Origin of the sequence: Paenibacillus agri (assembly GCF_013359945.1) — a bacterium.
Taxonomy (GTDB): domain Bacteria; phylum Bacillota; class Bacilli; order Paenibacillales; family Paenibacillaceae; genus Paenibacillus_AQ; species Paenibacillus_AQ agri.
Window position 1 is genome coordinate 194,901 of record NZ_JABWCS010000216.1, and the last position, 23,310, is coordinate 218,210.

Genomic DNA, 23,310 nt, shown 5'->3' on the forward strand with positions numbered 1-23,310 from the left:
TTTGAGAATGATCCACAAAAAAAGGCCTATAAAACAGACCCGTCGGATCCATCTTATAAACCTGTCTTCTTCCTTATTTCTTAACAATATAATCGACAAAGCCCTGCCGAATGCGTTCGCCTTCATAGATTCTCTCCAGGGTACGGTCTTCTTTGAACAAGACTTCCATATTTCCAAATAAGGGATCTGCCTCGGAAGCTGTATAGTAGGAATGAATGACCGGCTGATCGTCGTCAAACTGTTCATACTGATGGTCACCAAGATGAGGACCTTCCCCGCAGCGAAAATCGTTCACTGTAAGAAAATTAACGAACAGCAATCCCCCCGGTTTCAGCGTCCGGATCATTTCTTGCAGGGACTGCGAAACCTCATCTTTTCTCATATGAAATATCGAATTATAGGAGTACACAAAGCTGAAGGATTCATCGGCAAAAGGTAAGTTCCGCATATCCCCACGCTCAATGTTCAACTGAAGCCCTCTTTCTTGTTCGTAAGCCTGGGCTTGCGCTATAGCAATAGGATCAAATTCAATGCCATAGGTAGAATATCCATACTGGGCAAACAACCCTAAAGAAGGGCTGTCTCCTCCCGCGCCGCAATCCAGCACAGTTCGTTCTAGTCCGGTCTCATTGCAAAAGCTAAGGTAGCGGTATAACGGGACGTGCTTGAAAATTTCGTTCATATCAAATGCTCCTCTTCCAGACCCAACTTCGCGTATAACTCTGTACAATACCCCTGTAAGGTCTTTTCCAGTTTACAAGCTTTATTCTTGAAGCGTTTCAGCTCACGCAGCATTTGAGATCTTCCCGCTGGGGTGAAGGTCTCCTGAATCCGCTCTTTGAAATAGTCGTGGACAATATGATTGCGCTGCTTCCAAACTTCTTGTAATTGAGCCGTTTCTTCTTCGGAGAACGGAAAGTGATGCTGGATTTCTTTGATGAGCTGGCCGAGGGAGTTGCTGAGTTTGCGCTGGTACAGATCTGTAAGATCGGCTTCCGTGGGCGTCTTCCCTTGCGAAAGCTTGGTCAGTAGAAGCAGATTCGTGAGCTGCTGCTCCAGCGCCTGACAATAGTAGACTGCCAAGCCGAAATAGGCAAACAGTTCCTTTGATTGTTCACTCTCCGGTATTCTGGTATCCTTCATCGTTCCTCCCGTTCAGTATCTTTGGATTTTGAATACACCTCTGATTTTTAGATAGAACCATTAATTTTTATTCATATCTCTCTTGCCGGCTCTGTAGCCATAGAATCCGATCAATAATGCTGTATAGATAGTAATGTGAAGTAAAGGAACCAGCACAGCCACCCCAGAGATCACGTCGGCATTCATCATGGCATCCATGACTGGAGAAACCGGCGGGAGGAGAAACCGCAGATAGGTCAGAGAACCCGGCAAGAATTCGGTGATCTTCGTACCGCCAATGGAAACTATGATCACACCAAGCATGATTCCGGTAGCATGGCTGGCTTTCTTGATCATGGACGATTGCAGGAACAGTGAAATCGCAATCCCCAACAACCCGAGCAGCGCATGACCGGCTAATGCGAGCATGATCCGGTATAATCCTGCTTGTTCATCAAAACGTCCAGTCACCAGCGGATATACAACGATCAGCACGTCCAGCAGCAAAGCCAGGACCCCGAGTGTGAGGAGACAGCCCATGTTGTATTTTCTGATACTACGCAAATGAACGGTTGTCAGTTGTCTCTGTACCGGATGTTCATGGTTTAAAAAGCTCAAACCCAGACAGGCGCAGCCGATGAATAGGATTACAGCTGTAGCAGCATAGCTGTTCATCACTGGATTGGGTGTGTACGAATAAAGCACCAAAACGGCAATAAGGATGCCTGCAAAAGGGGCAAAGTAACGCTGGGACAGTGTATAACTTCGCAGCATATACACAACAAGTGATGTCATGACTTTCCGCCCCCTTCAGGGGTCTTGGGATTCATCCACAGCTCCAAGCCTGACCAGCCATCGCATGGTTCCACAGATACAACAGATCCTCCCCGCTCCAGCACCTGACGCAAGTACGCATCGGATACCGCAGCATCAACAGTGAGACCCAGACAGGGCTGATCATGTAATTCCGTCACGACTTGCAAGGAAAGAAACCCCGGCTGATCCCGCCATTGGCAAAGCTCCTCTTCCTGCAAATGCTTGAATACTATGTATGTTGTGGGACGCGCGGATAGCTCCTGTATTCCCTGTTGCATTCGTACCGTTCGTCCGGCTTGCAGAATGTGCAGATGATCAGCAAGGGCCTCCACCCATTGCGGTTCATGAACGGAGAATACCACGGCCGTTCCCTGCTCCTTTCGTTCACGCAACAGCTGAACCAGCATATTCTGAGCCGAAAGATCCAGCCCCGACATCGGTTCATCCAGCAGTAGTAACTCCGGTTCTACAAGCAAGCTTTGAATCAGATTTATCTTCTGCAGCATCCCTTTGGAAAAGTTATTCATCGGCTGCCCCCGGAAAGGTGCCAAATGAAACAGTTCCAGCAATTCTGCCATTCGTACTTCAATCTCACGTGCAGATAACCCGCGTATTCTTCCCATACTGCGCAAATACTGCTCTGGTGTGAATTTAAGCCCTGGAAACGCCTCAGGCGCATAACCTATTACCAGGTCAGCTTTCCTGCGGATGGCTCCCGATGTAACCTGAACCAGACCTGCGAGAATGGACAATAGTGTACTTTTGCCGGAACCATTACGTCCGATCAGGGCAGTAATATTTCCTGGCCAAATACTCATCGACACTTCTTGGAGCACCATGTGTCCTGTATACATTTTGCTCACAGCTTCAAGTTCGGCACAGGCGGCCTCAGCTGGGCTTTCAACTATGCCCTTTCCTGTTTTAATCCCCATATTCTAACCACCGTGAAGCTTTCCGCTCGGACCAACTTGCAGTTGTATCCTTGTCCATATCTATGTTATCGCGTAAGGCCTGCACTCTGCTCCGGCCAGCACATTTCCAATTCGTCTGAGTAGTGCCATTCACAGGATCATTCATACTACACACTCCTTTATCACCTCCATGTAATTCGCCGGGCGCCTCCCTTTTTCCTCTTAATAAATCTAATTTTTGGAGAGAAAATGAAATAAAACCAGACCCAAGTTATCGCTAACTTAAGGTCTGGTTTTAATATTGTAAAAGATTCAGGGCAGCTTCTTAAGCATACACCTCAACTGTCTCACTAATCATACGGCAGGCTGCTGCACACTCCCGGCAAGCTTCGATGCAGCTCCGGCAATGCCTATGTACATGCTTACTGCTCTCATCTGCACAGGCTTCGCAAATATCTGCACACAGACGCAGAATCTGAACTACAAACGGACTTTGACGCGTCATGGCCTGAATGGCAAAGGAGCAAATGTCCGCACATTCCCGATCGAGCCGGATACTCTCACGAAGCTCCTCCAGGTGGTACTCTTTCAGGCTTGAGACATAACTGTAATTACAGGTGTTCATGGTCTTGATACAAGCATCAATGCACTCCTGATACTGAATTCGGGTCATAGCCTTAACCTCCTGCGATTTTTTATAGGGTATGCCTATCTATTAACCTGCAAGAAAAGCAACGAACCAGACCTTGTGGCACTTCACAGACAGTTACAAGCTTCGTCTGACCGCATTTGGCCGGGCGAGCAGACGTTTCTCTAGTCGCAGCAGTTTGCTACGCAGCTCACCTGACGAAAAATGCTCCCCAATAAATACTGCCACATTGGGCACATCGCCCTGCGGTGTGATCTTCATGTAATCCGCTTCTCTGTAAGCATATTGGAACAAGTAACGGCTAGAGGTATCATTGAACTCCACAATTCCCTTCGCCCGGTAGACGTCCCGCGGCAAATCTTTGACAAACTGCTCGAATTCTTCGCTGTTCACTGTATTCTTGAAATAATGCGTGTAAGCCATAACATGATCATGCAGCGCATGGGTGCTTCCCGGTGCAGTATGATTGCCCTCTGTCTCAGCTTCATGTGAGGTATCGTCACCTTCAGCTTCATCTGTTAAATCCTCGGCTTCAAGACGAATGCCTCCGGCCTGATTTAGCACTTCATCAGAATCCAGCTCACAACGCACCGCCGGCATTACTGCCGCGTAAGCATTCCATTTCCGCAGGACAGTCAGAACTTCCTCCTTCTCTTCCTCTGTCACCCGATCCAGCTTGTTCAAAATAAGCACTGAAGCACAGCGAATCTGCTCCTGCATTAGACGATAGGTTGCTCCCTGCTGGGCACGATGCAATTCCAGAAGATGTCCGGCATCCACAACAGTGATTAAGCTTTTCAGCTCTACCTTCAGATACAGCGAAGTCTCGGTCACCCCGTCGACGATCTCCAGCGGATTGGCAGCGCCAGTTGCTTCAATTACAACGACATCCGGCGATTCCTTCTTAATTAGTGTAGCCAGCTCAGTGCTAAGATCGCCACGGATCGAACAGCAGATACAGCCGCCCAGCAATTCAGCCATAGGTACGGACTGTTCAACCAGGAGACCATCAAGATTCACCTCTCCCAGCTCATTCATAACAACAGCCGGGCGTAAGCCCTGGCCTTTCCAATGATCCAGCAGACGCTGCAAAAGCGTTGTTTTGCCGCTCCCCAAAAAGCCTGACAATATATACACAGGTATAGCCTGTTCCATGTTTCATCTCTCCCTGCAAAAAATCGGTTATGGTAGCGAGTGTACTACATCAGGACATAGGCATGCAACCAGTCCGATGCTGTTCTTCCTGAGCGAAACAAAAGCTGAAATCGTTCTCAAACAGGATACCCGCTTAGAAAACTTCGGTTATCAGGTGGCATTCACCTATTTTGCAGCCTACAAGACAATAGACCAAGCAGGCTCTTGTTCTGTGCGTATAATACGATAAGTCCAATGAAGAGGAGCTGAAATGAAATGACTTTTTGCCCCAACTGCCCAGAACAAACTGTAACAGACCCGCCGTCTTTTGTTTATGAGGATTACTATCACCCACAGGTGGTCAATGTCATTCATCCCGTCGAAGTCATCAGACGTCATCACTGTGTGCCGATTCCAAAACATTGCTACTCTTACTCCGTCAAGGACGTAATGTGCACAGTATCCAGCGTTCGTAGCCGTAAAAAAAGATAAACTGGCACTATCCAGGCGCTGACCAGCCTTTAGTCAGCCCTGAAGGCTGAGTTCAACGCCGCGCCAAAAAAGGAGGTACCCACATGGGGGTCCTCCTTTCCCAGTTCAGTCAGCAGTTACATACAGTTGTAGCAACCGCTCATATTCTGCATACCACTTCTTCCATACCTCATCGCGTGACTGTAATGGATTGTCCTCCAGCAAGGATGCTATTACCTCCAGGCAAACATGCCAGCCCGCGAGATCTTTGGCAGTATGCCCGGTAATCTTGACCAGCTTCTCGATCAATACGAGGTGACAGCCCTGCGGCTCAGGGGACAGCTCAAAGCGTACAAGATCAGCACCCCACGTGAACTCCAACACAGCATGAGGTGTAAAATCGGTGATCTCCATCGTTATCGCTGTACCGCTAGGCATATCAAATATTAAACTTCCACCCTCACGCAAATCTTTTACCCGTAGCTCAGGAAACCATTGGGACAGCTTGTCATTCTCAGTCAACCAAGACCAGACTTCCGTTACAGAAAAAGTGTAGTGTCGGTCAAATCGGGCGGTGTAGCCTGTCTCAGTCTTTTCTATGGAAGCTATCATCTGCATCCTCCTTGATAAAGTAAACTATTAAGCCGAACAAAAGAAATTAACAAAAAGCAAAGAGGGAAGGTTGGAGCTGTAGGTGCAAAGTGCTCACCTGGAAGCTTTCCATAGGAAAGCTTCCACCAGAACATAGACTATCGACAGATTGCAACCACCAGAAGCGGTATATTCCCTTCACTTGCCTTCTTAACAGTTACAAAGAGGAGTCCCCTCCCCAACTAACGGCATTTTTGTACCTTATTTTCCTTCAATATAGTCAAAAGAGGGAAATAAGGGTATTATTGTATCTTATTTTTCGAAAAAGCACGCTAGGTGGGGTATTTCGGAAGATTTAAGGTACAAAATTGCACTTAATTTCCACTACCCCCTAGCTGCAAAGGATTTAAGGTACAAAAATGACAAAAATGCCGTTAATTACACTTCGATACTTCTTAAAGAAGTTTTTCTTGGCTATGTTTGTTTTTTTAATGCGTTCTGTATAGATCCCATTACTTCCGAGTATTCCCCAAATATAAGTCTATTCTACTATAAAACAATCTACAAAATAATCCCCGCTACTCCTCTCTGCTGCCCGATGGGTTGTAAAAAAGTACCGTCCGCTATCTGACCGCCTGATGAACAGATTTGAGGTATCCCTGACTACCAGGATTAACTGTATAAGCGAGGCAGAGCTGGAACATTGCTACAAGTACCCTTATGTATTCAGGAAAAAAACCTCTTCTTTCTGAAATGGAAGTTGGGACTGATCCCTGTATAACCTGCCATTTTCAAGGAGAGGTTTCATTGATTTGCACCTTACGAATTCAAAGTTATTCTCAACGTCCCGTTTGCCCCGGAACGTTATTCAATAGGACTACAATCTGATTGGCACCTGTTCGCTTCAGGACAAAAAAACCATGATCAGCGCTTGTAGCCACTCCCTCGTCATTCGGGAGGCAATATCCATGGGTGACACAACTTCCATCATCACGAACGCGAATTTGTCCCACTAATCCTACTGCTACCCACTCCGGCCGTTTCGGCCGTGGAAGATACTCCCTATCAGCATCCCAAGCAGGGTTCAGGAGCGGCTGCATTTCTTTGCGCTCAGGAATCAGCAGATGTCCATCATTATCCTGATGAGCTGGCAGAGTAACCTCATGATACTGCTTGCGCCCCCATTCGTCGGTCACATATTTGTCCTGCCAGCGCAGACCTGCACTGTTGCCGACAAAGCCTGGAGTAGCACTAGTAATCCCAATAATAAAATCATCAGCAGATGTTGCTTTCCGAATCCGGTCCTCTTCCTGCACGGTGACAAAGTAACCGACATCTAATGACTGTCCGTCTGCGGTCTCGAACATTTCGGCATGGTCAGCCGCCGGACTTAAATACATGCCGTCGATGTACATATCGAAAGTAGATCCGCTCCATTTGGCCCCCAGACCCCTAACCGTACTGGAGGTACCGTTCCCGATAAACCAGGAATATGCTTCATCCGCGTCACCAAAGCGGCCCATAATGTGGGATGCTGTAAACGTAGTATTATTCCCCTGGCCTTCGGCGTGAGAGGCTTCACCGCTAGATATATTGTCTTCACCTTCCGCATGGGCATAGGGTCCATCGGCTAGGGTACCAATACCTTCGGCATGGGAAAATGGACCATCGGCCAATGTATACGCTCCTTCTGCGTGCGCAGAAGGCCCGCTGGCATGGGTATGAAGGCCTTCGGCATGAGAAGATGTTCCACTGGCAATGCTACTCTGCCCCTCTGCATGGGACCCCGCATTGCCGCTGGCGACGGTGTCCAGCCCTTCCGCATGGGATGGAGAGCCAATCGCTACCGTACTTTGTCCTTCAGCGTGAGAAAAATCTCCGATGGCCCGGGGACCCGGCGAACCGGTTATACTGATCGTGCCTCCCTCCGCATGAGCAGCGAACCCGAGGGCGATGCTGCCCACTCCTTCGGCATGACTGCTAGCTCCGCTAGCCAGATTCGGAGAGGGGGTGTTCAGTCGATCTAAGCCACCACCTTCCGCATGGGAGGCTCTTCCGCTGGCAGTGTTCCCTTCCCCTTCAGCGTGAGCAAATAATCCGGAAGCCACTGTCTGCGTTCCTTCCGCATGGGAAGCCACACCGCTGGCAACGGTTGACGATCCCTCGGCATGAGCCGTGTCTGCGGTAGCCTGACTCTGGTAGCCTTCCGCATGAGATGCACTTCCACTAGCCGTGGTCGTATTTCCTTCGGCATGTGCTGTATCCGCACTGGCCAATGTCTGGTATCCCTCTGCATGGGAGGCGCTCCCGCTTGAGGTTGTAGCGCTGCCTTCGGCATGAGCCGCGTTAAACGTGGCATTGGCCTGGTAGCCTTCCACATGCGCAGCAATGCCACTGGCTATAGTATCGATCCCCTCTACTGTAGAATATTGACCAGTCGCATTCTGGTTGCATTCGTTTACCATGCCATCCATCACCCCAATAGATATATTAATTGTACATAGCTATAATATTCGGGTTAGATAGGACAGCAATGGCTATTAAACTACGAGATTCGCCCGTTTTCTGTAAAGAAGACTGAAAGACTCATAGGCCGCAAGCGTATGGCAGCGCGTCACAATAGAAGTTCTTGCTCATTCCAGCCAGATTCATAACAAAAAGGCAGGCGGATCATCCTAAGTAAATGACGCGTCTGCCTATTACCACCCTCCCATCAACTTCGTGAGGTTGGTGTGGGTCCATAGTAGTCCTGATCGCCCCTTTGCAGCTTTTTAAGATGCTCAGGTGGCTCATCCTTCGACAGATTCAAACGCTCCAGCAGTCCGGTGAACAACGATTTAATCTTTTTAGAATACTTGGCCTTTTCCTTGCCCATTGATGTGTAGACGAGTGAGGCATTATATTTGCTGTAAATCTCTGTCTTCGTCGTTGGTGTTACAGCAATGTCACTGCTCCCATACCACTCTGGGATTCGTTCCTTCCGCTCATCCAGGTTCGAGAATACATGCAGCGTAATATTCTGAGAGGGCTGTCCGGCGATCAGATACTGATAGCTGACGTTGCCCCTGCTGTCCTCGGCAAACATCTCATGTGTCAGCTTGATTCCCTCTCCGGCAAATGAGCGGCGCATTTCACCCAGAAAACGCCCGTTGAGTCCTTTTCCCTGTGACTGTGCACGCAGCACACCGTCCTCATAGGCTTTCATGCTGTATTTATCCGCTTCCTTGCGGATCTGATGCCCGCTGCAGCCTGCCAGCACAGCTGTCAAAACGAACGCAACAGCCAGTACTTGAAGCCATTGTCGCTTCATCCCCCGCCACCCTTTCCCTATAAAGATCTTATTGCTACACCTGTCAGTTGTAGCATGGCTGGGTGGGGGGAGAAATATGCGGTTTTTACTCAAAAATCATCCTGAGTGGATCTTTAAAAAAATCACATTTTTAAATTCGGTGCATTCTCCGTGTCCTTGAAAAAGCTAGAACCCTCACTTACTGGAAGGAGGAAAATCATTCTTAATTGGTTACGTATAATCCCAACTTATCAATTTGATTTTGTATTATTCAAGTAATAGATCTTCTTGGATAAACGCACTACTTGTTATTCTTCCCTCTCTTTTAACAATAAAATCCCCTCATCAACAATAATTCAAATAAAAAAGACAGCCCATGCTCAAGCGAGTTGGATTGCCTGTGGTGTCATTTTCAATATGCACATTTGTTACGACTTCATCTCTATTTCCATTTTCTGTAGTTCTGCATCCAAATGCCTATCATACTTTTTCATGAAGCCGAGTATATTGTCAAATTGTTCTGCGGTTATATGCTCAAATACAACTTTATCCCGATCAATAAACTTTTTATGCATTTCCTCGTGGACGTTATAAATTACTTGTCCTTGTTCGGTTAACCTGAAATAGATTTCTTTCTTATTATCTGGCTTCTGATAGCTTTCAATAAGTCCCTTTTCGATAAGCTTCTTGGTCATTTTACTCAGTGCACCCCTAGTCATATAAAGGTACTCCGCAAGTTTTGTCACGTTGGAATCTGCATTGTCGCCAATATATTCTATGCAACCTACTTCAGAGAACGTATAATTCCTAAGACTGTCTTCCAGCTTAAGCCTATTCACCCAAGCGATCTTGTTATACAAGTCCCTGAAACTTATTATGACCTGTTCTTCTTTGTCCATGCCTGCCCTCCCGCTCGTTTGTGCATTAAAAATATAAAAAGTATTATAACTATATTTTGTTTCTTTTTCAACAATATGAAGATAACCAACGATATGTAGAATGAATTATAGAAATACACATTAATGACAGTCGGTCGATTTCTTCCTCAAAATACGGCTATTCTTATAATCAAATATAAGAGCCCCCTCCAAGTATCCGTCATCAATTAGATTAATATAATACTTCATTCTTTCTTCATCATCTATATGAATAAAGTATTTTTCAGGTGTTTACTCAAAATTATTTGGTAGCTTTAAATTAGGTATCTTAATATATGAGTTTATTCGCATATAACTCACCTCCCTTTTCAATAGGATCGAATTGATTAAAATGACCTAATTGTAGTTGGTGTATGTATGTTGGGGAAGGTATATTATTCAGAAAAACCGGCAGAAAACAAGGATTAGCATTTTGGCATGAAACGTAGTGCTAACCAGGATTTTAATACGACACTGATAAAAGTTAATATTCTGTTTAGACGTGTCACCCAGTTCATTCTAAATTCTTTACATATTCAGAGCATTCCCAAACAAGTCTATGCAGTTCATCCAACTTAACGCACCGTTTTTCCATCAGTGGATTTTCCCAATCCGAATCTTTTATTATTACAACAGCAAATTCTTTTCTATACCATCCAACATCAAGAACGTAGCCCTCATAAAATGTCACCTGAAAAATATCTTCTTGATCCAAGTATTGCGTTACGTTGTATGTAACAACCCCAGGTGAAAAGTCAATATTATCAAACATATGATTAGATCACTCCCTAGCATTATTATCCTGATTTAAACCAAAAATGACATTCGAGAAAGAGATAGTTCGTCCGTATTACTCAAGGTGATACTGTCGACTTTTTAACTATAAGTTATCTTTTTTTAAAACCAACCGTTACTTGTCCTTCGTGAAAGTATTCGATCACATAACCAGATTCCGGACAAAAGATCCATGTCTCAGAACCGACGGCTGTAACATCATCTATGTTGCTTAGTACCTGATTTAAATCTGCACAAATACTCGGGGCGTCAGTGTAATTCCATAGCAAGAATACTGTATTGTTATAATGCACCTCACATTCTCTTTTTATTGCATCTAATAGATCTTGCTCATGGGAAATCTCCATAAAATTATCGACACTTCCCCAATCGATTCGTCCCCAACTGGTGACCGGAAAGAAACTCACAAGCTTATTGAACATATCTTCTGTTTATCTTATAGATAAAATCTCAATATTCTCTCCAAGCGCTAGAGTACATTCCTCAAATAACGTCATTTTGTCTCCAGTCCGTATATAGTAAGGAACGCATCTTCGTTAAATGCAAATTTCCTTTCTTTCACTATATATTCTTGTTCAAATATTTCTATTATATCTCCGACAGTTAATGTCGGGATCGGAATTTGGGTCTCTTGTTCAAAAACTAAGAGATCACTTTCATTATCAAAAAATCTAGTTATGAATGCTTCTACTGGCGAATATTCAGGTGTATATTTTACTATCACCATGTATTTTCACTCCTTTAATTTTCAAATATGCACAAAATCCTCAAGTTGATTTTTAGATAATATTTACTTTTTGTCAATCACTACTAGACTCTCTAATCTCTCCTGATCGCAGTAATCCCCATCCAAAACAAAGCCACCCCCATAGTCATCTTGCCAACTACAGGGGTAGCCCAATTTTACTGCTTATATTTTCATAAAATAATTCTACAAATCCGGATGCTCATGCTTCGCTTTGAGCCGGCTCCAGCGGCGCTGGACTTCGTCCTCGAAGCTGTGCAGGGCGGGCTCGTTCTCCGGTTTCAGGAGATGGCGGGTTTTGCCCATAGTCTTGAGCCAGTCGGTGAGCGGCAGACGCTTATTCTTGTCCTCCGGGTTGTACGTAATATTCGTAATGCCGTGCTCCACTTCGTAGAGCGGGAAGAAGCAGGATTCCACAGCCAGGGACACGATGTTCGTACCTTCTTTGTCCTCGGACATCCAGTTGAGCGGGCAAGCGATCAGGATTTTGCCGTAGACCAGGCCTTCGTTCTGGGCGTACCATTGGGCTTTGGCTGCTTTTTTCACCAGATCCTGCGGATAGGCCTCAGCTCCTGTGAAGACATAAGGGATATTAGTTGCCGCCATAATTTGCGCAGTATCCTTATGCTGTGTGACCTTTCCCTGCTGGTTCTTGCCGATGCTTGAAGTCGAAGTGCGATGACCCAGCGGTGTGGAATAGGACTGCTGTGCGCCTGTGTTCATGTAGCCTTCGTTGTCATACTCCACAATAATCATCTTGTGTCCGCGCAGAGCTGCACCGATAGCAGGCCCCATCCCGATATCCATCCCGCCATCCCCGGTGACCATCACAAAGGTGAAGTCATCCTTCAGGCCAAGGCCATCCAGTTCCCCGCGGCGTTTGCGCTCCCAGAACATCTCTACTACGCCGGACAGCGTCGCTGCACCGTTCTGAAACAGGTTATGGATAAATGTCGATTTATGCGCCGAATATGGATATCCTGTCGTTGTTACCATGGCACAGCCTGTATGATACAACGCCACGATGTCGCCTTCGATGCCTTTGAAAAAGGTCTCCAGTCCCGAGAAAATCCCGCAGCCTGGACACGCCCCATGGCCTGGTGCCAGGCGTTTTGGCTTCCTCGTCAAGTTGCGCAGCGGCGGAATCCGCACACTCAGCTTGCCTGTAGCTTCAACCTGTTTTACCGTAATAAGTCCAGTCTTCAGGGCATCGAAATCCATCGGCTTCAGCAATCGTTGCGGTGCCTTCTCCGGCGCACCCGGATTGTGGCCATAATAGTCGAACGGCACCTCTACCCGATCTGCCGCTACAGCATCCAAGGCCAGCTTGAAGAAGCTGTGTCCATCCTCTGCATAAAAATCTTTGCCACCCAAGCCATAAATACGGCTGATGACTTTGGTCGTTGTGTTGCCATATGTGAACATCGCAGCTTTGATCTCGTTCACCATATTACCGCCGTGTCCGCCGACAGAATCCGCACGGTCGCCGACGGTGATGGCCTTCACATGCTTAAGCGCTTCCGCAATCTGCTTTTGTGGGAAGGGACGGATCATATTCGGTGAGATCGCTCCAGCCTTGATCCCTTGCAGACGAAGCTGGTCCACGACATCCTTGATGATCTCTGAAGCGGAATTCATCAGGAACACCGCCACCTCGGCGTCTTCCATCCGGTATTCTTCAATCATCGGATAATGGCGTCCGGTCAGCTCGCCGAATTCCTTGGCAATTTCTTCGAAGACTTCTCCGGCATTGTACATGGCCACCGACTGTTGGTAACGGTTGTTGATGTAGTCAGGTTCGTTCATGTAAGGACCGACTGTGACTGGATTGTTGCGGTCAAGTGTATCGGTAAAGCCTGCTGGCGGCTGCTCACCTACGAATTTATGCACATCGCTGCGGTGGGCAAAAGCCTGCACACGGCGCTTCTGGTGAGAAGTAAAGTAACCGTCCGAAGCCACCATTACCGGGAGCCGAACTTTAGCATGCTCCGCCAGCTTCAGTGCCATCAGGTTCATGTCGTATACTGACTGCGGATCACGGCACATCAGAATCGGCCAGCCTGTATTCAGGGCAAAGTACAAGTCTGAGTGGTCACCATGAATGTTCAGCGGCCCGGAAATGGAGCGGCAGATCAAGTTCATGACCATTGGCATCCGGGTACCCGCCTGAACCGGCATTTGCTCCAGCATAAACATGTAGCCCTGCGCACTCGTTGCGTTAAATACCCGTCCACCCGCTGTTGATGCCCCGTAGCAAATGCCGGCTGAGCTATGTTCACCATCTGAAGGAATCAGCAGAATATCATGCTGTCCGCTAGCTTTCATCGTGTCGAGAAACTGAGCAACCTCCGTAGATGGCGAAATTGGAAAATAGCCCATGACATGATAGTTGATCTGATGGGCGGCGTAAGCAGCCATTTCATTGCCGGATTCATATAGGAATTTCTGCTCTACCTTGGCAGAGCTTAGTTCTTTTTCATAGTCGATTGCCATGTGTGTTCCACCTTTCCTTCCATTTATACTTGGGTGACGAGATCCAAATGCTGACGGACCGAATGACTCTCTGCGTAACCCTCTTCCTCCCGTTCACCGGACAACGCTGTGGTCGGACAGGCCTCGACGCATTTCAGACAGCCTTTACAGTATTGATAGTCAATCCCCTGCAGGAACATCTGTGGACGTCCCTTCTTATCCGGCAGCTCATCCCACACGAAGCATAAATCGGGACAAACAGTGTCACACTGGGCACAGTGAATGCAGTCTTCTGCTTTAAAGTGCGGCAAATGCCCGGAACGGGAGATGCTGAGATTTTTCAAAAAAGTACTGCCCGCGCTGATAATTGTGCCCCCGATGGTCTGGGTCTCGTAACCCAGAGCCGAAATGTCGGAACGGACGAACTGAGGCATCTCTACACCTTGCGCCAGCGGGAAATGCATAAACTTCACTTCACTATATCCGCGCTCAAACGTCATAATTGCGGAGTGAACGGCTTGCGGGTATTTTTTGCCGAGTGATTTCTCGATGACATCTTTCATAATTTCCGGGTCCAGAAAATCACACATCCGGAACAACGCGCCCAGCATCGCCATATTCACACGATTCTTCTCGTCCAGCGCAATGCTTGTCGCGTCCACTACAGCAATGGTACCTGCCATCATCTTCATGGATGACTTCAGCTCTTCCGGCGACTTTGCCGAGTTGACCAGCACCGTGCTATGCTCATAAATTCCGCTTGTAACGTTAATGGTCTTCGCCAGCGCTTCATGAAAAACACCAACGACATGGGGACGCTCCACCGGGGAAGTATCACGGATCGGCGTATTCAGATCACAAAAACGAATATGTGCTTTTACGGGAGAGCCTTTTTTCTCCGAACCATAGGATGAGAAGCTCACCCCATTCATTCCAGCCCCGACAACACCTGCTTCAGCGAGCATTTTACCCGCCAGATTCGCTCCCAGGCCCCCAATAGACTCCAGACGAATCTCAAAAAAACCGAGGTCGTTTACTTTAGGTAACTGTACCACCGACATAACCCCTTTCAAGGTTCTCATAAGAATAGTATCCTTTTGACTGTTTCAAAGATTATAGCTTGATCCCATTTGCCGCGAAGTGACAAATCTTGCATTTTTCCATGGTTTGGAAATTATTATGTGAATCGTATCCTTCATTCTTACTTTAGCAACAATATTAAAAATTAAGATGTTAATTTCATCACAGAATGGATGATTAAAATCACAGTTGGGCCTCCCCAAGGAATTCTCCCGTTGTGACCATTTTCTGTTTGAGAAACCTGCCCGATCGTGTGATTTGTACTTTTCAAGGCAAGCGATTCAGGATACACTATATTCTTGTCGTAAATATTGTATAGAGGGTTGGGTGCATCGATAGTGAAGTCAAATGAAGCCGAACTACAGAAAAAATTACTGCCAAGACATATCAGCTTTATGGCTATGGGCGGTGTAATCGGCACAGGAATTTTCAAGGGGAGCTCCGAGACCATCGGAATTGCCGGGCCGGGGATTGTTTTGTCCTACGCCTTAGGAGGGCTGCTTCTGCTAGTGGTGATGGGTGCGATTGCCGAGATGGCTACAGTCTACCCGAACAGAAATATGAAGGATTTTATCCGCGAGGCGTTTGGAGAACGACTTTCTTTTATCGTGGGCTGGATGTACTGCTTCATGTGGCTGACGGTCTGCGTCATTGAGATACTGGCTGCAGGAAGCTTCCTGCAATATTGGCTCCCCGATGTACCGCTCTGGCTGCTCAGTCTGGCAAGCGGTGCTTTGATTATTGGTATTAACACGATGAGCGTCGGCGGGTATGGCGAAGCAGAGTTCTGGCTGGCCGGCATCAAAATCGCAATGATCTTTATCTTCATTATTCTTGGAGCCGCGCTGATTTTCGGACTTCTCCCTTTGGCAGAAGGTGCTCCTTATCTGCGTAACTTTACGGATTATGGCGGATTTCTGCCGAATGGCTGGACCTCCATTTTCTCTGCGTTACTGGTCGTTATGTTCGCCTACGGCGGTTCTGAGCTGATCGGACTGACATTAACTGAGACGAAGGATGCGGAAAAAGTACTGCCCAAGGTGGTCAAAAACCTCATTCTGCGCGTGGTCCTATTTTACACCCTGCCGATCCTGGTGATCTGCGGCCTTATGCCATGGAATCAGCTGAATGATCAGACAAGTCCTTTTGTGCAGGTGCTGGCCTCTACAGGTCTGAAAGGCTCCGCACATGTGATGAACTTTATCCTGATCACTGCCGTACTGTCGGCGGCCAATTCAGGAATTTACGGAGCGACCCGGATGTTGCATTCCATGGCTTCCCAAGGAGAAGCACCGAAAGCTCTGGCGCGTACCACCTCGCGAGGCGTACCGCTGAACAGCCTGAAGCTCTGCGCCGCTGTACTTGGAATCGGTTCGATGCTGGCTTATTTTGCACAGGACAGGTTATTCGCTTTATTGATGGCCGTTCCAGGCTTTGTGGTGCTGTTGGTGTGGATCTCGATCACTCTCGCCCAGCTCAAGCTGCGCAGAAGATATCCCCAGGAGCCTAGCTTTAAAGTATGGGGCTTTCCGTATATCACCACCCTGACGGTTACCTGCCTGATCGTGATTGCAAGCATGTTTCTGTTTGATACGAAGAATCGCATCAGCATCGGCACATGCCTGGCGTTCCTGCTGTTCTTGATCGTCTGGTCTTTCGTGAAATTTAGAAAAAGAAACTAGATACGACGAACTTAAGATCCGAACGTAAGACTCTGTCGTCACTACGGTGGAATGTTTGAACTTCCGGTCGCTGTTGTCGCCAGATTTCTTCTTTATAAACCGCCCCTAGCGGTTGAAATCTGGCGACAAAGGCGCACGCTTTGCTCCTACAGTTCCAAACTTCCCCCTTCGTTCCTTCTCGCTTTTGTTATTATTTTTTGTTCATCTTATATAGAATACGGGCACAACAAAAACAGAGCAGCGACTATCCCTTGTTGGGAGAATCGCTGCTTTTTATGTTTGGTTTTTTCAACCGGCATTCCCCCCGTCAAAATCCCTTGATATCAGTACATGTCCACGGTAGCGCCAAGGGTAGCTGCTTTTATAAAAGGAAGGCCTTCTAATTTCTTAAGCTGCCCCCGGGTACCTGTCACGACCATCCCGATGATCATACCTTCTTGTTGGTGGTCTTTAACGGCACTAAGTACCTTGGTTGCCTGCTTGGAATAATAAGAATTGCTACTATCGATAACCGTTTGAATATTGTGGATGAACTGTTCCTCTGTCGTTTTTACCTTAGGCGCTAACCGATCGGTGAAAGCTTGGAATCCATAAATCTGATCTGAGCGCTCCGGTCCGTTAACCATTTCAAGATGAGCGATATCACTTCGATCATAGCTGTTGCCCAATACCATGTTGAATGAATACCCTCAGGCAAAAGAGCACTAATACCTTCCAGTGTATAACCTCTATTCAATAACAAGCCTACTTCAATGTATTGATCGTCTCGCATTTTATCCAGCAGCAGGAGCTCGTTAATACAGCTTTTATAAACAACTGATGGATGATAAAATAGCATTTGTCGTTCACCGCTCATTTCATTCAGAAAGCGGAGATGCCCTCTTCTTCCACTTCAACGCCCATATTGCTTCCCTGCAGTATGGTAGCCTCTCTCCGGATAACATCGTATTTCAAGTCTTGATCATTCCAGGGAATAACCCGGTTCTCTATAACCTTATATTGCTGTATCTCCACCGTTCCCCCCAGAAGACTATAATGAAATTGTGGGCGGGCAAGATAAAGATTGGGACCGATAATGCCCTTGTTCATTTGCTGGAGTGTCATTTCTTTCTCACCAAAGTCCAATCTCGTTCCTCCTTTCGTATCTATAACGGTGGGATGGAGCGATAGTATACAAGACGACTGAAATTTTTCCGATAAAATGGAGCGGAGATGCCGATCCGATTGACTAACAAAGCTTATCTCGAAAATCACACCTGTCTTAAAAACTAAACAAGGGGCTGTCCCTAAGCCATATAAATGGCTACCTGGACAACCCCTTGCTTATTGCAGCATTAAATAGGCTGCTGTTCAATTATAAGTACCCTATTCCATATCCGTCTGCATATGCTCGGCGATCAACTGCTGCTTGCGGCTCCATACCTGCTGGCTGAGATTTACCCGATAGACTTCGGGGTTCAGCTTGCGCAGATATTCCGGCCAGAACAGATCCAGCTGTTCCCGGTGATACTGGCGGATTTCTTCCAGATTGGGCAGCTTATAGACCTGGAAGCCATTCACAAAGATCGGCTCCAGCATCGGCAGCGCCTCATAGCGATCCACATGTTTCTTCATATAAGGATGCAGCGGATTGAACAGCTTCAGACGCGCTCCATTCCGCGGTATTTCCTCTTCAGGGAAGCTGATATAATCAGCCAATGCTTTACCGTTTGCCCCGATAATCCGGAACACGTCCTTCTTACCCGGTGTGGAGACCTTCTCGGGATTGGAGGAGATTTTGATCGTTGGGATCATCTCTCCGCTCGCCGACTCGATCTCCACCAGCTTGTAAACCCCGCCCAGTGATGGCTGGTCGGAGGCCGTAATCAGTTGAGTACCGACACCCCAGGTATCAATCGCCGCACCTTGGGACTTCAAGTTCATGATTGTATTCTCATCAAGATCATTGGAGGCGACAATCTTCACATACGGCAAACCGGCATCATCCAGCATTTTGCGGGCTTGCCGGGATAGATATGCCAAGTCACCGCTGTCCAGACGAATAGCGTTCATCCGTTTGCCCTGAGATTCCAGCATCTTGGCCGTATTTATAGCATTTGGCACCCCGCTGCGCAAAGTATCAAACGTATCTACCAGCAGTGTAACTCCGTCAGGCATAACCTTCGCATATGCATCGAAAGCCTCCTGCTCGCTGCCAAAGCTCTGCACCCAGGAATGGGCATGCGTACCCTTCGTGGGAATGCCAAACAGCTTACCGGCCAGCATATTAGAGGTAGCATCGAAGCCTGCGACATAAGCGGCCCGGGCACCCCAGACCGCAGCATCTGCTTCCTGAGCCCGTCTTGTACCGAATTCCAGCAAAATATCGTCAGGAGCAACCTGCTTGATACGTGATGCCTTGGTGGCGATCAGCGTCTGGTAGTTCATGAAATTCAATATGGCTGTTTCAACCAGTTGAGTCTCCATGATCGTCCCTTCCACCCGTAGCAATGGCTCGTCAGGAAAGACAAGCGCGCCTTCTTTCATCGAATGGATCGTGCCCTGAAAATGAAATTGCAGCAGCTCCTCCAAAAAGGCGGGCGCGTAATTCTCCTCCTGCTCCGACAGATAACGAATATCTTCCTCCGTAAAGCGCAATCCGGCGATATAGCCGACAATGCGCTCCAGCCCTGCAAATACGGCAAAGCCGTTTCCAAACGGCAGCTTGCGGAAATAGGCTTCGAATACCGCTTTGCGCTTATGACTTCCGTTGACCCAGTGGGCATACATCATATTGATCTGGTACTTATCCGTATGAAGAGCAAGTTCTCTTCTCAAATCCTCATCTCCTAGTCTCGCTGCTGTTCTTATTCTCCGTTGACAACCTTTGCCCCGAGACTTCCTGTAAAGTGGCCCAGCGCCCAGGCATGGCCTGCGGCATTGAAGCTGGCGACCCCATCCTCGTGCACAACGATCTTAAAGCCTTTATTATACGCATCTACCGCGGTATGCAATACACAGATATCCGTACATACCCCTATCAAATGCAACTCGGTAATCCCGCGTTCACGGAGCTTATGCTCCAGATTCGTGCCACTGAATGAACTATAGCGCGTTTTATCCATCCAATAAATAGACTCCTTGTTGTCCTCATACACCTGTTTTAGCGTGCCATACAACTCACGTCCGTAGCTGCCACGCAGATTATGCGGTGGAAACAGCTTGGTCTCGGGATGATATTCATCATTCTCGTCGTGAAGATCCACAGCCATAACGACATAGTCGCCGTTCTTTACAAAGTCTTCTGTTATTTGACTAATTCTAGGCGCAATATCGATTGCTGGCTGACCTACTGGCAGACTACCATCCACAAAATCATTCGTGAAATCAATCACGATTAATCCCCTCATGAGTATTACCTCCTTGTTTGTTGTAAGACACAGTTACATCAGGATCAGGTATAGATAGACAACAACGGCTCATGGTCAGTGAACATATACAATTGGGCCGGACGCTGCGAATATTGATTGGAACTCAGCGGATTGCCCTCTTCATCCCGAACCTCCTGGAGAATTCCTTGGCGGCTACGGGTTGATGTTATTTTACGGATAAAATTGGGCTCCTTGAACTCAGGCACCACAGTCTGAATGACCTGATACAGCTCACTCAGTGTGAAATGCCGCGGCAGAAACTGCCGTGCAATCGTAGTCTGCAGCATTTGCTGCTGAATCCGCAAGTAGGCATCCGTAATAATGTCATGGTGGTCAAAAGCCAGCTCCAGCTCTTCCAATGCTTCCTGCAGTGTGAAAAGCCCTACTTCGCCGGCATCGTCGGAGGCTTGTCTTTGCTCCAGCATCCACTCCTCCACCAAAGCGAAGAAAGCATGGCTGATGATCCAGCCGCGCGGATCACGGCCCGGTGTGCTGTACACGCCTAAGTACTCCAGATGCCCGCCGTCAACGCCCGTCTCTTCCTTGAGCTCGCGTGTTGCAGCCGCGTATATAGATTCATCCTCCTGGCAGAAGCCGCCCGGCAGTGCCCACATCCCGGCGCACGGCCATTTTTTCCGCCTAATCAGCATGACTTTTAATTCACGTAGGGGAAGGGTCTTCGTCACGGTCTTCCGCTCACGCTTCGTCAATGTAAACATCACAATATCGGCCGGAACACCGTCCGGAGTGCGGTATTTTTTGGCGTTATAGGTTTGTTCCCCGTTCTCGCTCACGATATATCCATCCTTTGCCGCAGCTTTTTTGCTGTTCGTATCTTTTAATGTACCAAACCTTCAGTTCGAAAAGCAATGCTTCATATCAAAAACGGGACGGATTCTCATCCGCCCCGTGTCTGCTGCCCTTTAATCTCCGCAGGTGGACGGAGGCGCTTCAGTGCCCGCTTCCACATTGATCTTCTCCGAGACGGTGTCCCGGATGACCGAAATGACTAGCTGAAGCAGGTAATTGATATCGCTTTGGCTCTGCTGAAACTCGTTCACCACCGGGATGCCATCAATCTCATCCTGCAGAGTTGCAATTTCCGCTTCAATCTTCGCTACCATCTCTTTATTCCGAAAGCTCTCGAAGGCCACGATTTCCTTCTGCTTCTTCTTGATCTGTGCAATCAATCCTTGTACGCGCTCATGATTCTGGATCTTCTTCTCGGCCTGTTGGAAATGCTGCACTTCCTCACTGGTCGAAATCAATGAAGCGAGTTCCTTGGCCTTGCCCATAATATCTTCGCGTACGATTAAATCACGGGTATCATAAGTCGGCATCCCGTAGTTGTTCAAACGTCCTTGCTCCTGACTCACTGGCAATCGCTCCATTTCTATATATTAATTGACGGCCATAGCCTCCGCCACGCAATCTCCTTTGATATACCAAGTCTTGGTATCGGTAATACGTACTTGCACAAAGGTGCCTATGAGCTCCTGAGATCCTTCAAAATGCACCAGTTTATTAGTACGAGTACGCCCTGACAGCACGTTAGCATTGTTCTTGCTCTCGCCCTCTACCAGCACTTCGACCACTTCGCCCAGCATGCGGTCATTGCTGATACGGCTATTCTCTTTAATGAGAGCATTCAGCCGTTGCAAGCGCTCGCTCTTAACCTCCATCGGTACATTGTCCTCCATGGCGGCGGCCGGCGTCCCTTCACGCGGAGAATAAATGAAGGTATAAGCCATATCATAACCTACCTCGCGCACGAGGGACAGGGTTTCTTCGAATTGTTCATCGGTTTCACCCGGGAAACCAACGATAATATCAGTAGTCAGCACGGCACCCGGTACGGCAGCCTTGATCTTGCGGACCAGCTCCAGATAGACTTCACGGGAATATTTGCGGCTCATTTTCTTCAGCACCGCCGTGCTTCCTGATTGCACCGGCAGATGGATATGCTCCGTGAGGTTGCCGCCTTTGCCCAGCACTTCAACCAGTTTGTCGTCAAAATCACGCGGATGAGAGGTCATGAAGCGGATGCGCGGGATATCAATACGTCGCATGTCGTCCATGAGGTCACCGAAAGTATAGTCAATATCCGTAAAATCCTTCCCGTATGCGTTCACATTTTGTCCCAGCAAGGTCACTTCCTTGAAGCCTTGACGGGCCAGATCCCGCACTTCGGCAATTACATCCTCTGGACGACGGCTACGCTCCTTACCCCGGGTATACGGCACAATGCAATAGGTGCAGAACTTGTCGCAACCATACATGATGTTCACCCAGGCACGCATGCCTTCGCGTTTCTTGGGCAGGTTCTCGATAATATCGCCTTCTTTGGACCATACCTCGATAACCAGTTCTTTGCTGAATACCGCTTCCTTAATCAGATGCGGCAGACGATGGATATTATGTGTTCCAAAAATCATATCCACAAAGCCATGCTTGGACATAATCCGGTTAACTACGCCTTCCTCCTGTGACATACAACCACAGACACCCAGCAGCAGATCTGGATTCTCGGTCTTCAGATGCTTGAGATGTCCAAGTTCCCCAAAGACCTTGTCTTCGGCATTCTCACGGATAGCACAAGTATTCAATAGAATCAGATCCGCCTTGGTGCGGTCCTCAATACTACGGTAGCCCATCTGCTCCAGCATACCCTTCATCGTTTCGGTATCATGCTCGTTCATTTGGCAGCCGTAGGTCGTTATATGATAGAACTTGCCCACACCGAAGCCGGACATTTCTTCTGGAATAGCAAATTCATAATGAACCTCGATCTCTTCCTTGCCCCGGCGTTTGCCTTCCCTGTAATCAGGCTGGCTGTTGATCTGTACATTTCTGCCCTTAATGCGGTAGGTGGTTTTGCCCTCTTCCTCACTGATGAGCTTGGCATCGCTAAAATCAAAGTATTTGGAATAATCCTTGACACTCTTGCCGGAGGTTAAGTCCGGTGAGGGTTGACTCCCCTTAGTCATCTTGTCACGTCCTTTATTTAATGAAGCTTCTTCATAAAGAATGGGTAGATTGCCATAATTCTTTGCTAATAAAAAATTATATCACAAGGATGTAGTTCATTCCATCTATGACCCTATCCTGTTTACATAAATCCTGCATTAATAGGGTTATCTTCCTGATATTTATAACATCGCCTATGTTCCACATTTTGGAACTCGACATAATATGTAGGGTGTAAAAATCAAAAATGCCCAGAGGT

The 23,310-nt window shown here is 47.5% G+C and carries 23 protein-coding genes; 1 reads left to right on the top strand and 22 read right to left on the bottom strand.

From position 1 onward, the window contains the following. Positions 1-73 precede the first annotated feature (73 nt). The 15 genes from HPT30_RS21295 to HPT30_RS21365 all read right to left on the bottom strand — a co-directional run bounded on the left by HPT30_RS21295 (position 74) and on the right by HPT30_RS21365 (position 14,967). Entirely contained in the window at positions 74-682 is a 609-nt protein-coding gene (locus HPT30_RS21295; protein ID WP_175373323.1) for a class I SAM-dependent methyltransferase, read from the bottom strand. Beyond that, the gene (locus HPT30_RS21300) at positions 679-1,143 is read right to left on the bottom strand and encodes a hypothetical protein (protein WP_175373324.1); all 465 of its coding nucleotides are present in this window, start codon (positions 1,141-1,143) and stop codon (positions 679-681) included. Before HPT30_RS21300 ends, HPT30_RS21295 begins: the two co-directional genes overlap by 4 nt. A 60-nt stretch (positions 1,144-1,203) precedes the next feature. Beyond that, on the bottom strand, positions 1,204-1,917 hold the full coding sequence (locus HPT30_RS21305) for a hypothetical protein (protein ID WP_175373325.1): 714 nt from the start codon (positions 1,915-1,917) through the stop codon (positions 1,204-1,206). Continuing rightward, positions 1,914-2,870, bottom strand: a complete 957-nt coding sequence (locus HPT30_RS21310) for an ATP-binding cassette domain-containing protein (protein ID WP_175373326.1) — start codon at positions 2,868-2,870, stop codon at positions 1,914-1,916. The genes HPT30_RS21305 and HPT30_RS21310 overlap by 4 nt, the downstream gene beginning before the upstream one ends. A 304-nt stretch (positions 2,871-3,174) precedes the next feature. After that, positions 3,175-3,522, bottom strand: a complete 348-nt coding sequence (locus tag HPT30_RS21315; RefSeq protein ID WP_066361829.1) for a four-helix bundle copper-binding protein — start codon at positions 3,520-3,522, stop codon at positions 3,175-3,177. Positions 3,523-3,615: 93 nt separating this feature from the next. Further along, complete coding sequence (locus tag HPT30_RS21320; protein WP_175373327.1) at positions 3,616-4,653, bottom strand: CobW family GTP-binding protein; 1,038 nt, start codon at positions 4,651-4,653, stop codon at positions 3,616-3,618. Positions 4,654-5,229: 576 nt separating this feature from the next. Continuing rightward, positions 5,230-5,715 (bottom strand): SRPBCC family protein, encoded by a 486-nt coding sequence (locus HPT30_RS21325; RefSeq protein ID WP_175373328.1) that lies wholly within the window; start codon positions 5,713-5,715, stop codon positions 5,230-5,232. An 818-nt stretch (positions 5,716-6,533) separates the two neighbouring features. Next, complete coding sequence (locus tag HPT30_RS21330; protein WP_175373329.1) at positions 6,534-8,159, bottom strand: peptidase G2 autoproteolytic cleavage domain-containing protein; 1,626 nt, start codon at positions 8,157-8,159, stop codon at positions 6,534-6,536. A 248-nt stretch (positions 8,160-8,407) separates the two neighbouring features. Further along, the gene (locus HPT30_RS21335) at positions 8,408-9,004 is read right to left on the bottom strand and encodes a hypothetical protein (RefSeq protein ID WP_175373330.1); all 597 of its coding nucleotides are present in this window, start codon (positions 9,002-9,004) and stop codon (positions 8,408-8,410) included. A gap of 407 nt (positions 9,005-9,411) precedes the next feature. Then, positions 9,412-9,882 carry a MarR family winged helix-turn-helix transcriptional regulator gene (locus HPT30_RS21340; protein ID WP_175373331.1) on the bottom strand — a complete coding sequence of 157 codons (471 nt, stop codon included), beginning with the start codon at positions 9,880-9,882 and terminating at the stop codon, positions 9,412-9,414. A 532-nt stretch (positions 9,883-10,414) separates the two neighbouring features. Further along, the gene (locus HPT30_RS21345; RefSeq protein WP_175373332.1) at positions 10,415-10,672 is read right to left on the bottom strand and encodes a hypothetical protein; all 258 of its coding nucleotides are present in this window, start codon (positions 10,670-10,672) and stop codon (positions 10,415-10,417) included. A 115-nt stretch (positions 10,673-10,787) separates the two neighbouring features. Then, positions 10,788-11,117 carry a CDI toxin immunity protein gene (locus HPT30_RS21350; RefSeq protein WP_246317312.1) on the bottom strand — a complete coding sequence of 110 codons (330 nt, stop codon included), beginning with the start codon at positions 11,115-11,117 and terminating at the stop codon, positions 10,788-10,790. Between the two features lie 71 nt (positions 11,118-11,188). After that, positions 11,189-11,422, bottom strand: coding sequence for a hypothetical protein (locus tag HPT30_RS21355; RefSeq protein WP_175373333.1), 234 nt, complete (start codon positions 11,420-11,422; stop codon positions 11,189-11,191). Between the two features lie 204 nt (positions 11,423-11,626). Continuing rightward, the gene (locus tag HPT30_RS21360; protein WP_175373334.1) at positions 11,627-13,933 is read right to left on the bottom strand and encodes a thiamine pyrophosphate-dependent enzyme; all 2,307 of its coding nucleotides are present in this window, start codon (positions 13,931-13,933) and stop codon (positions 11,627-11,629) included. A gap of 23 nt (positions 13,934-13,956) precedes the next feature. After that, positions 13,957-14,967, bottom strand: coding sequence for a 2-oxoacid:acceptor oxidoreductase family protein (locus HPT30_RS21365; RefSeq protein WP_175373369.1), 1,011 nt, complete (start codon positions 14,965-14,967; stop codon positions 13,957-13,959). Positions 14,968-15,330: 363 nt separating this feature from the next. On the opposite strand from HPT30_RS21365, the gene HPT30_RS21370 reads away from it, so the two are divergent. Further along, a complete protein-coding gene (locus HPT30_RS21370) occupies positions 15,331-16,674 on the top strand; it encodes an amino acid permease (protein ID WP_175373335.1) in 1,344 nt (447 codons plus the stop codon). Between the two features lie 323 nt (positions 16,675-16,997). Here the strand turns inward: HPT30_RS21370 and HPT30_RS21375 are convergent, their stop codons facing one another. The 7 genes from HPT30_RS21375 to miaB form a co-directional block, all read right to left on the bottom strand. Further along, positions 16,998-17,348 carry an anti sigma factor C-terminal domain-containing protein gene (locus HPT30_RS21375; protein WP_175373336.1) on the bottom strand — a complete coding sequence of 117 codons (351 nt, stop codon included), beginning with the start codon at positions 17,346-17,348 and terminating at the stop codon, positions 16,998-17,000. Positions 17,349-17,535: 187 nt separating this feature from the next. Next, a complete protein-coding gene (locus tag HPT30_RS21380) occupies positions 17,536-17,799 on the bottom strand; it encodes a hypothetical protein (RefSeq protein WP_175373337.1) in 264 nt (87 codons plus the stop codon). A gap of 240 nt (positions 17,800-18,039) precedes the next feature. Further along, positions 18,040-19,491 carry a nicotinate phosphoribosyltransferase gene (locus HPT30_RS21385; RefSeq protein ID WP_175373338.1) on the bottom strand — a complete coding sequence of 484 codons (1,452 nt, stop codon included), beginning with the start codon at positions 19,489-19,491 and terminating at the stop codon, positions 18,040-18,042. 29 nt (positions 19,492-19,520) lie between these two features. Next, positions 19,521-20,063 (bottom strand): cysteine hydrolase family protein, encoded by a 543-nt coding sequence (locus tag HPT30_RS21390; protein ID WP_175373339.1) that lies wholly within the window; start codon positions 20,061-20,063, stop codon positions 19,521-19,523. Positions 20,064-20,107: 44 nt separating this feature from the next. Then, positions 20,108-20,878 (bottom strand): NUDIX domain-containing protein, encoded by a 771-nt coding sequence (locus tag HPT30_RS21395; RefSeq protein WP_376767051.1) that lies wholly within the window; start codon positions 20,876-20,878, stop codon positions 20,108-20,110. Between the two features lie 129 nt (positions 20,879-21,007). Further along, entirely contained in the window at positions 21,008-21,424 is a 417-nt protein-coding gene (locus HPT30_RS21400; protein ID WP_246317325.1) for a YlbF/YmcA family competence regulator, read from the bottom strand. Positions 21,425-21,484: 60 nt separating this feature from the next. Continuing rightward, positions 21,485-23,071 carry a tRNA (N6-isopentenyl adenosine(37)-C2)-methylthiotransferase MiaB gene (gene miaB, locus HPT30_RS21405; RefSeq protein WP_175373340.1) on the bottom strand — a complete coding sequence of 529 codons (1,587 nt, stop codon included), beginning with the start codon at positions 23,069-23,071 and terminating at the stop codon, positions 21,485-21,487. Positions 23,072-23,310: the final 239 nt, after the last annotated feature.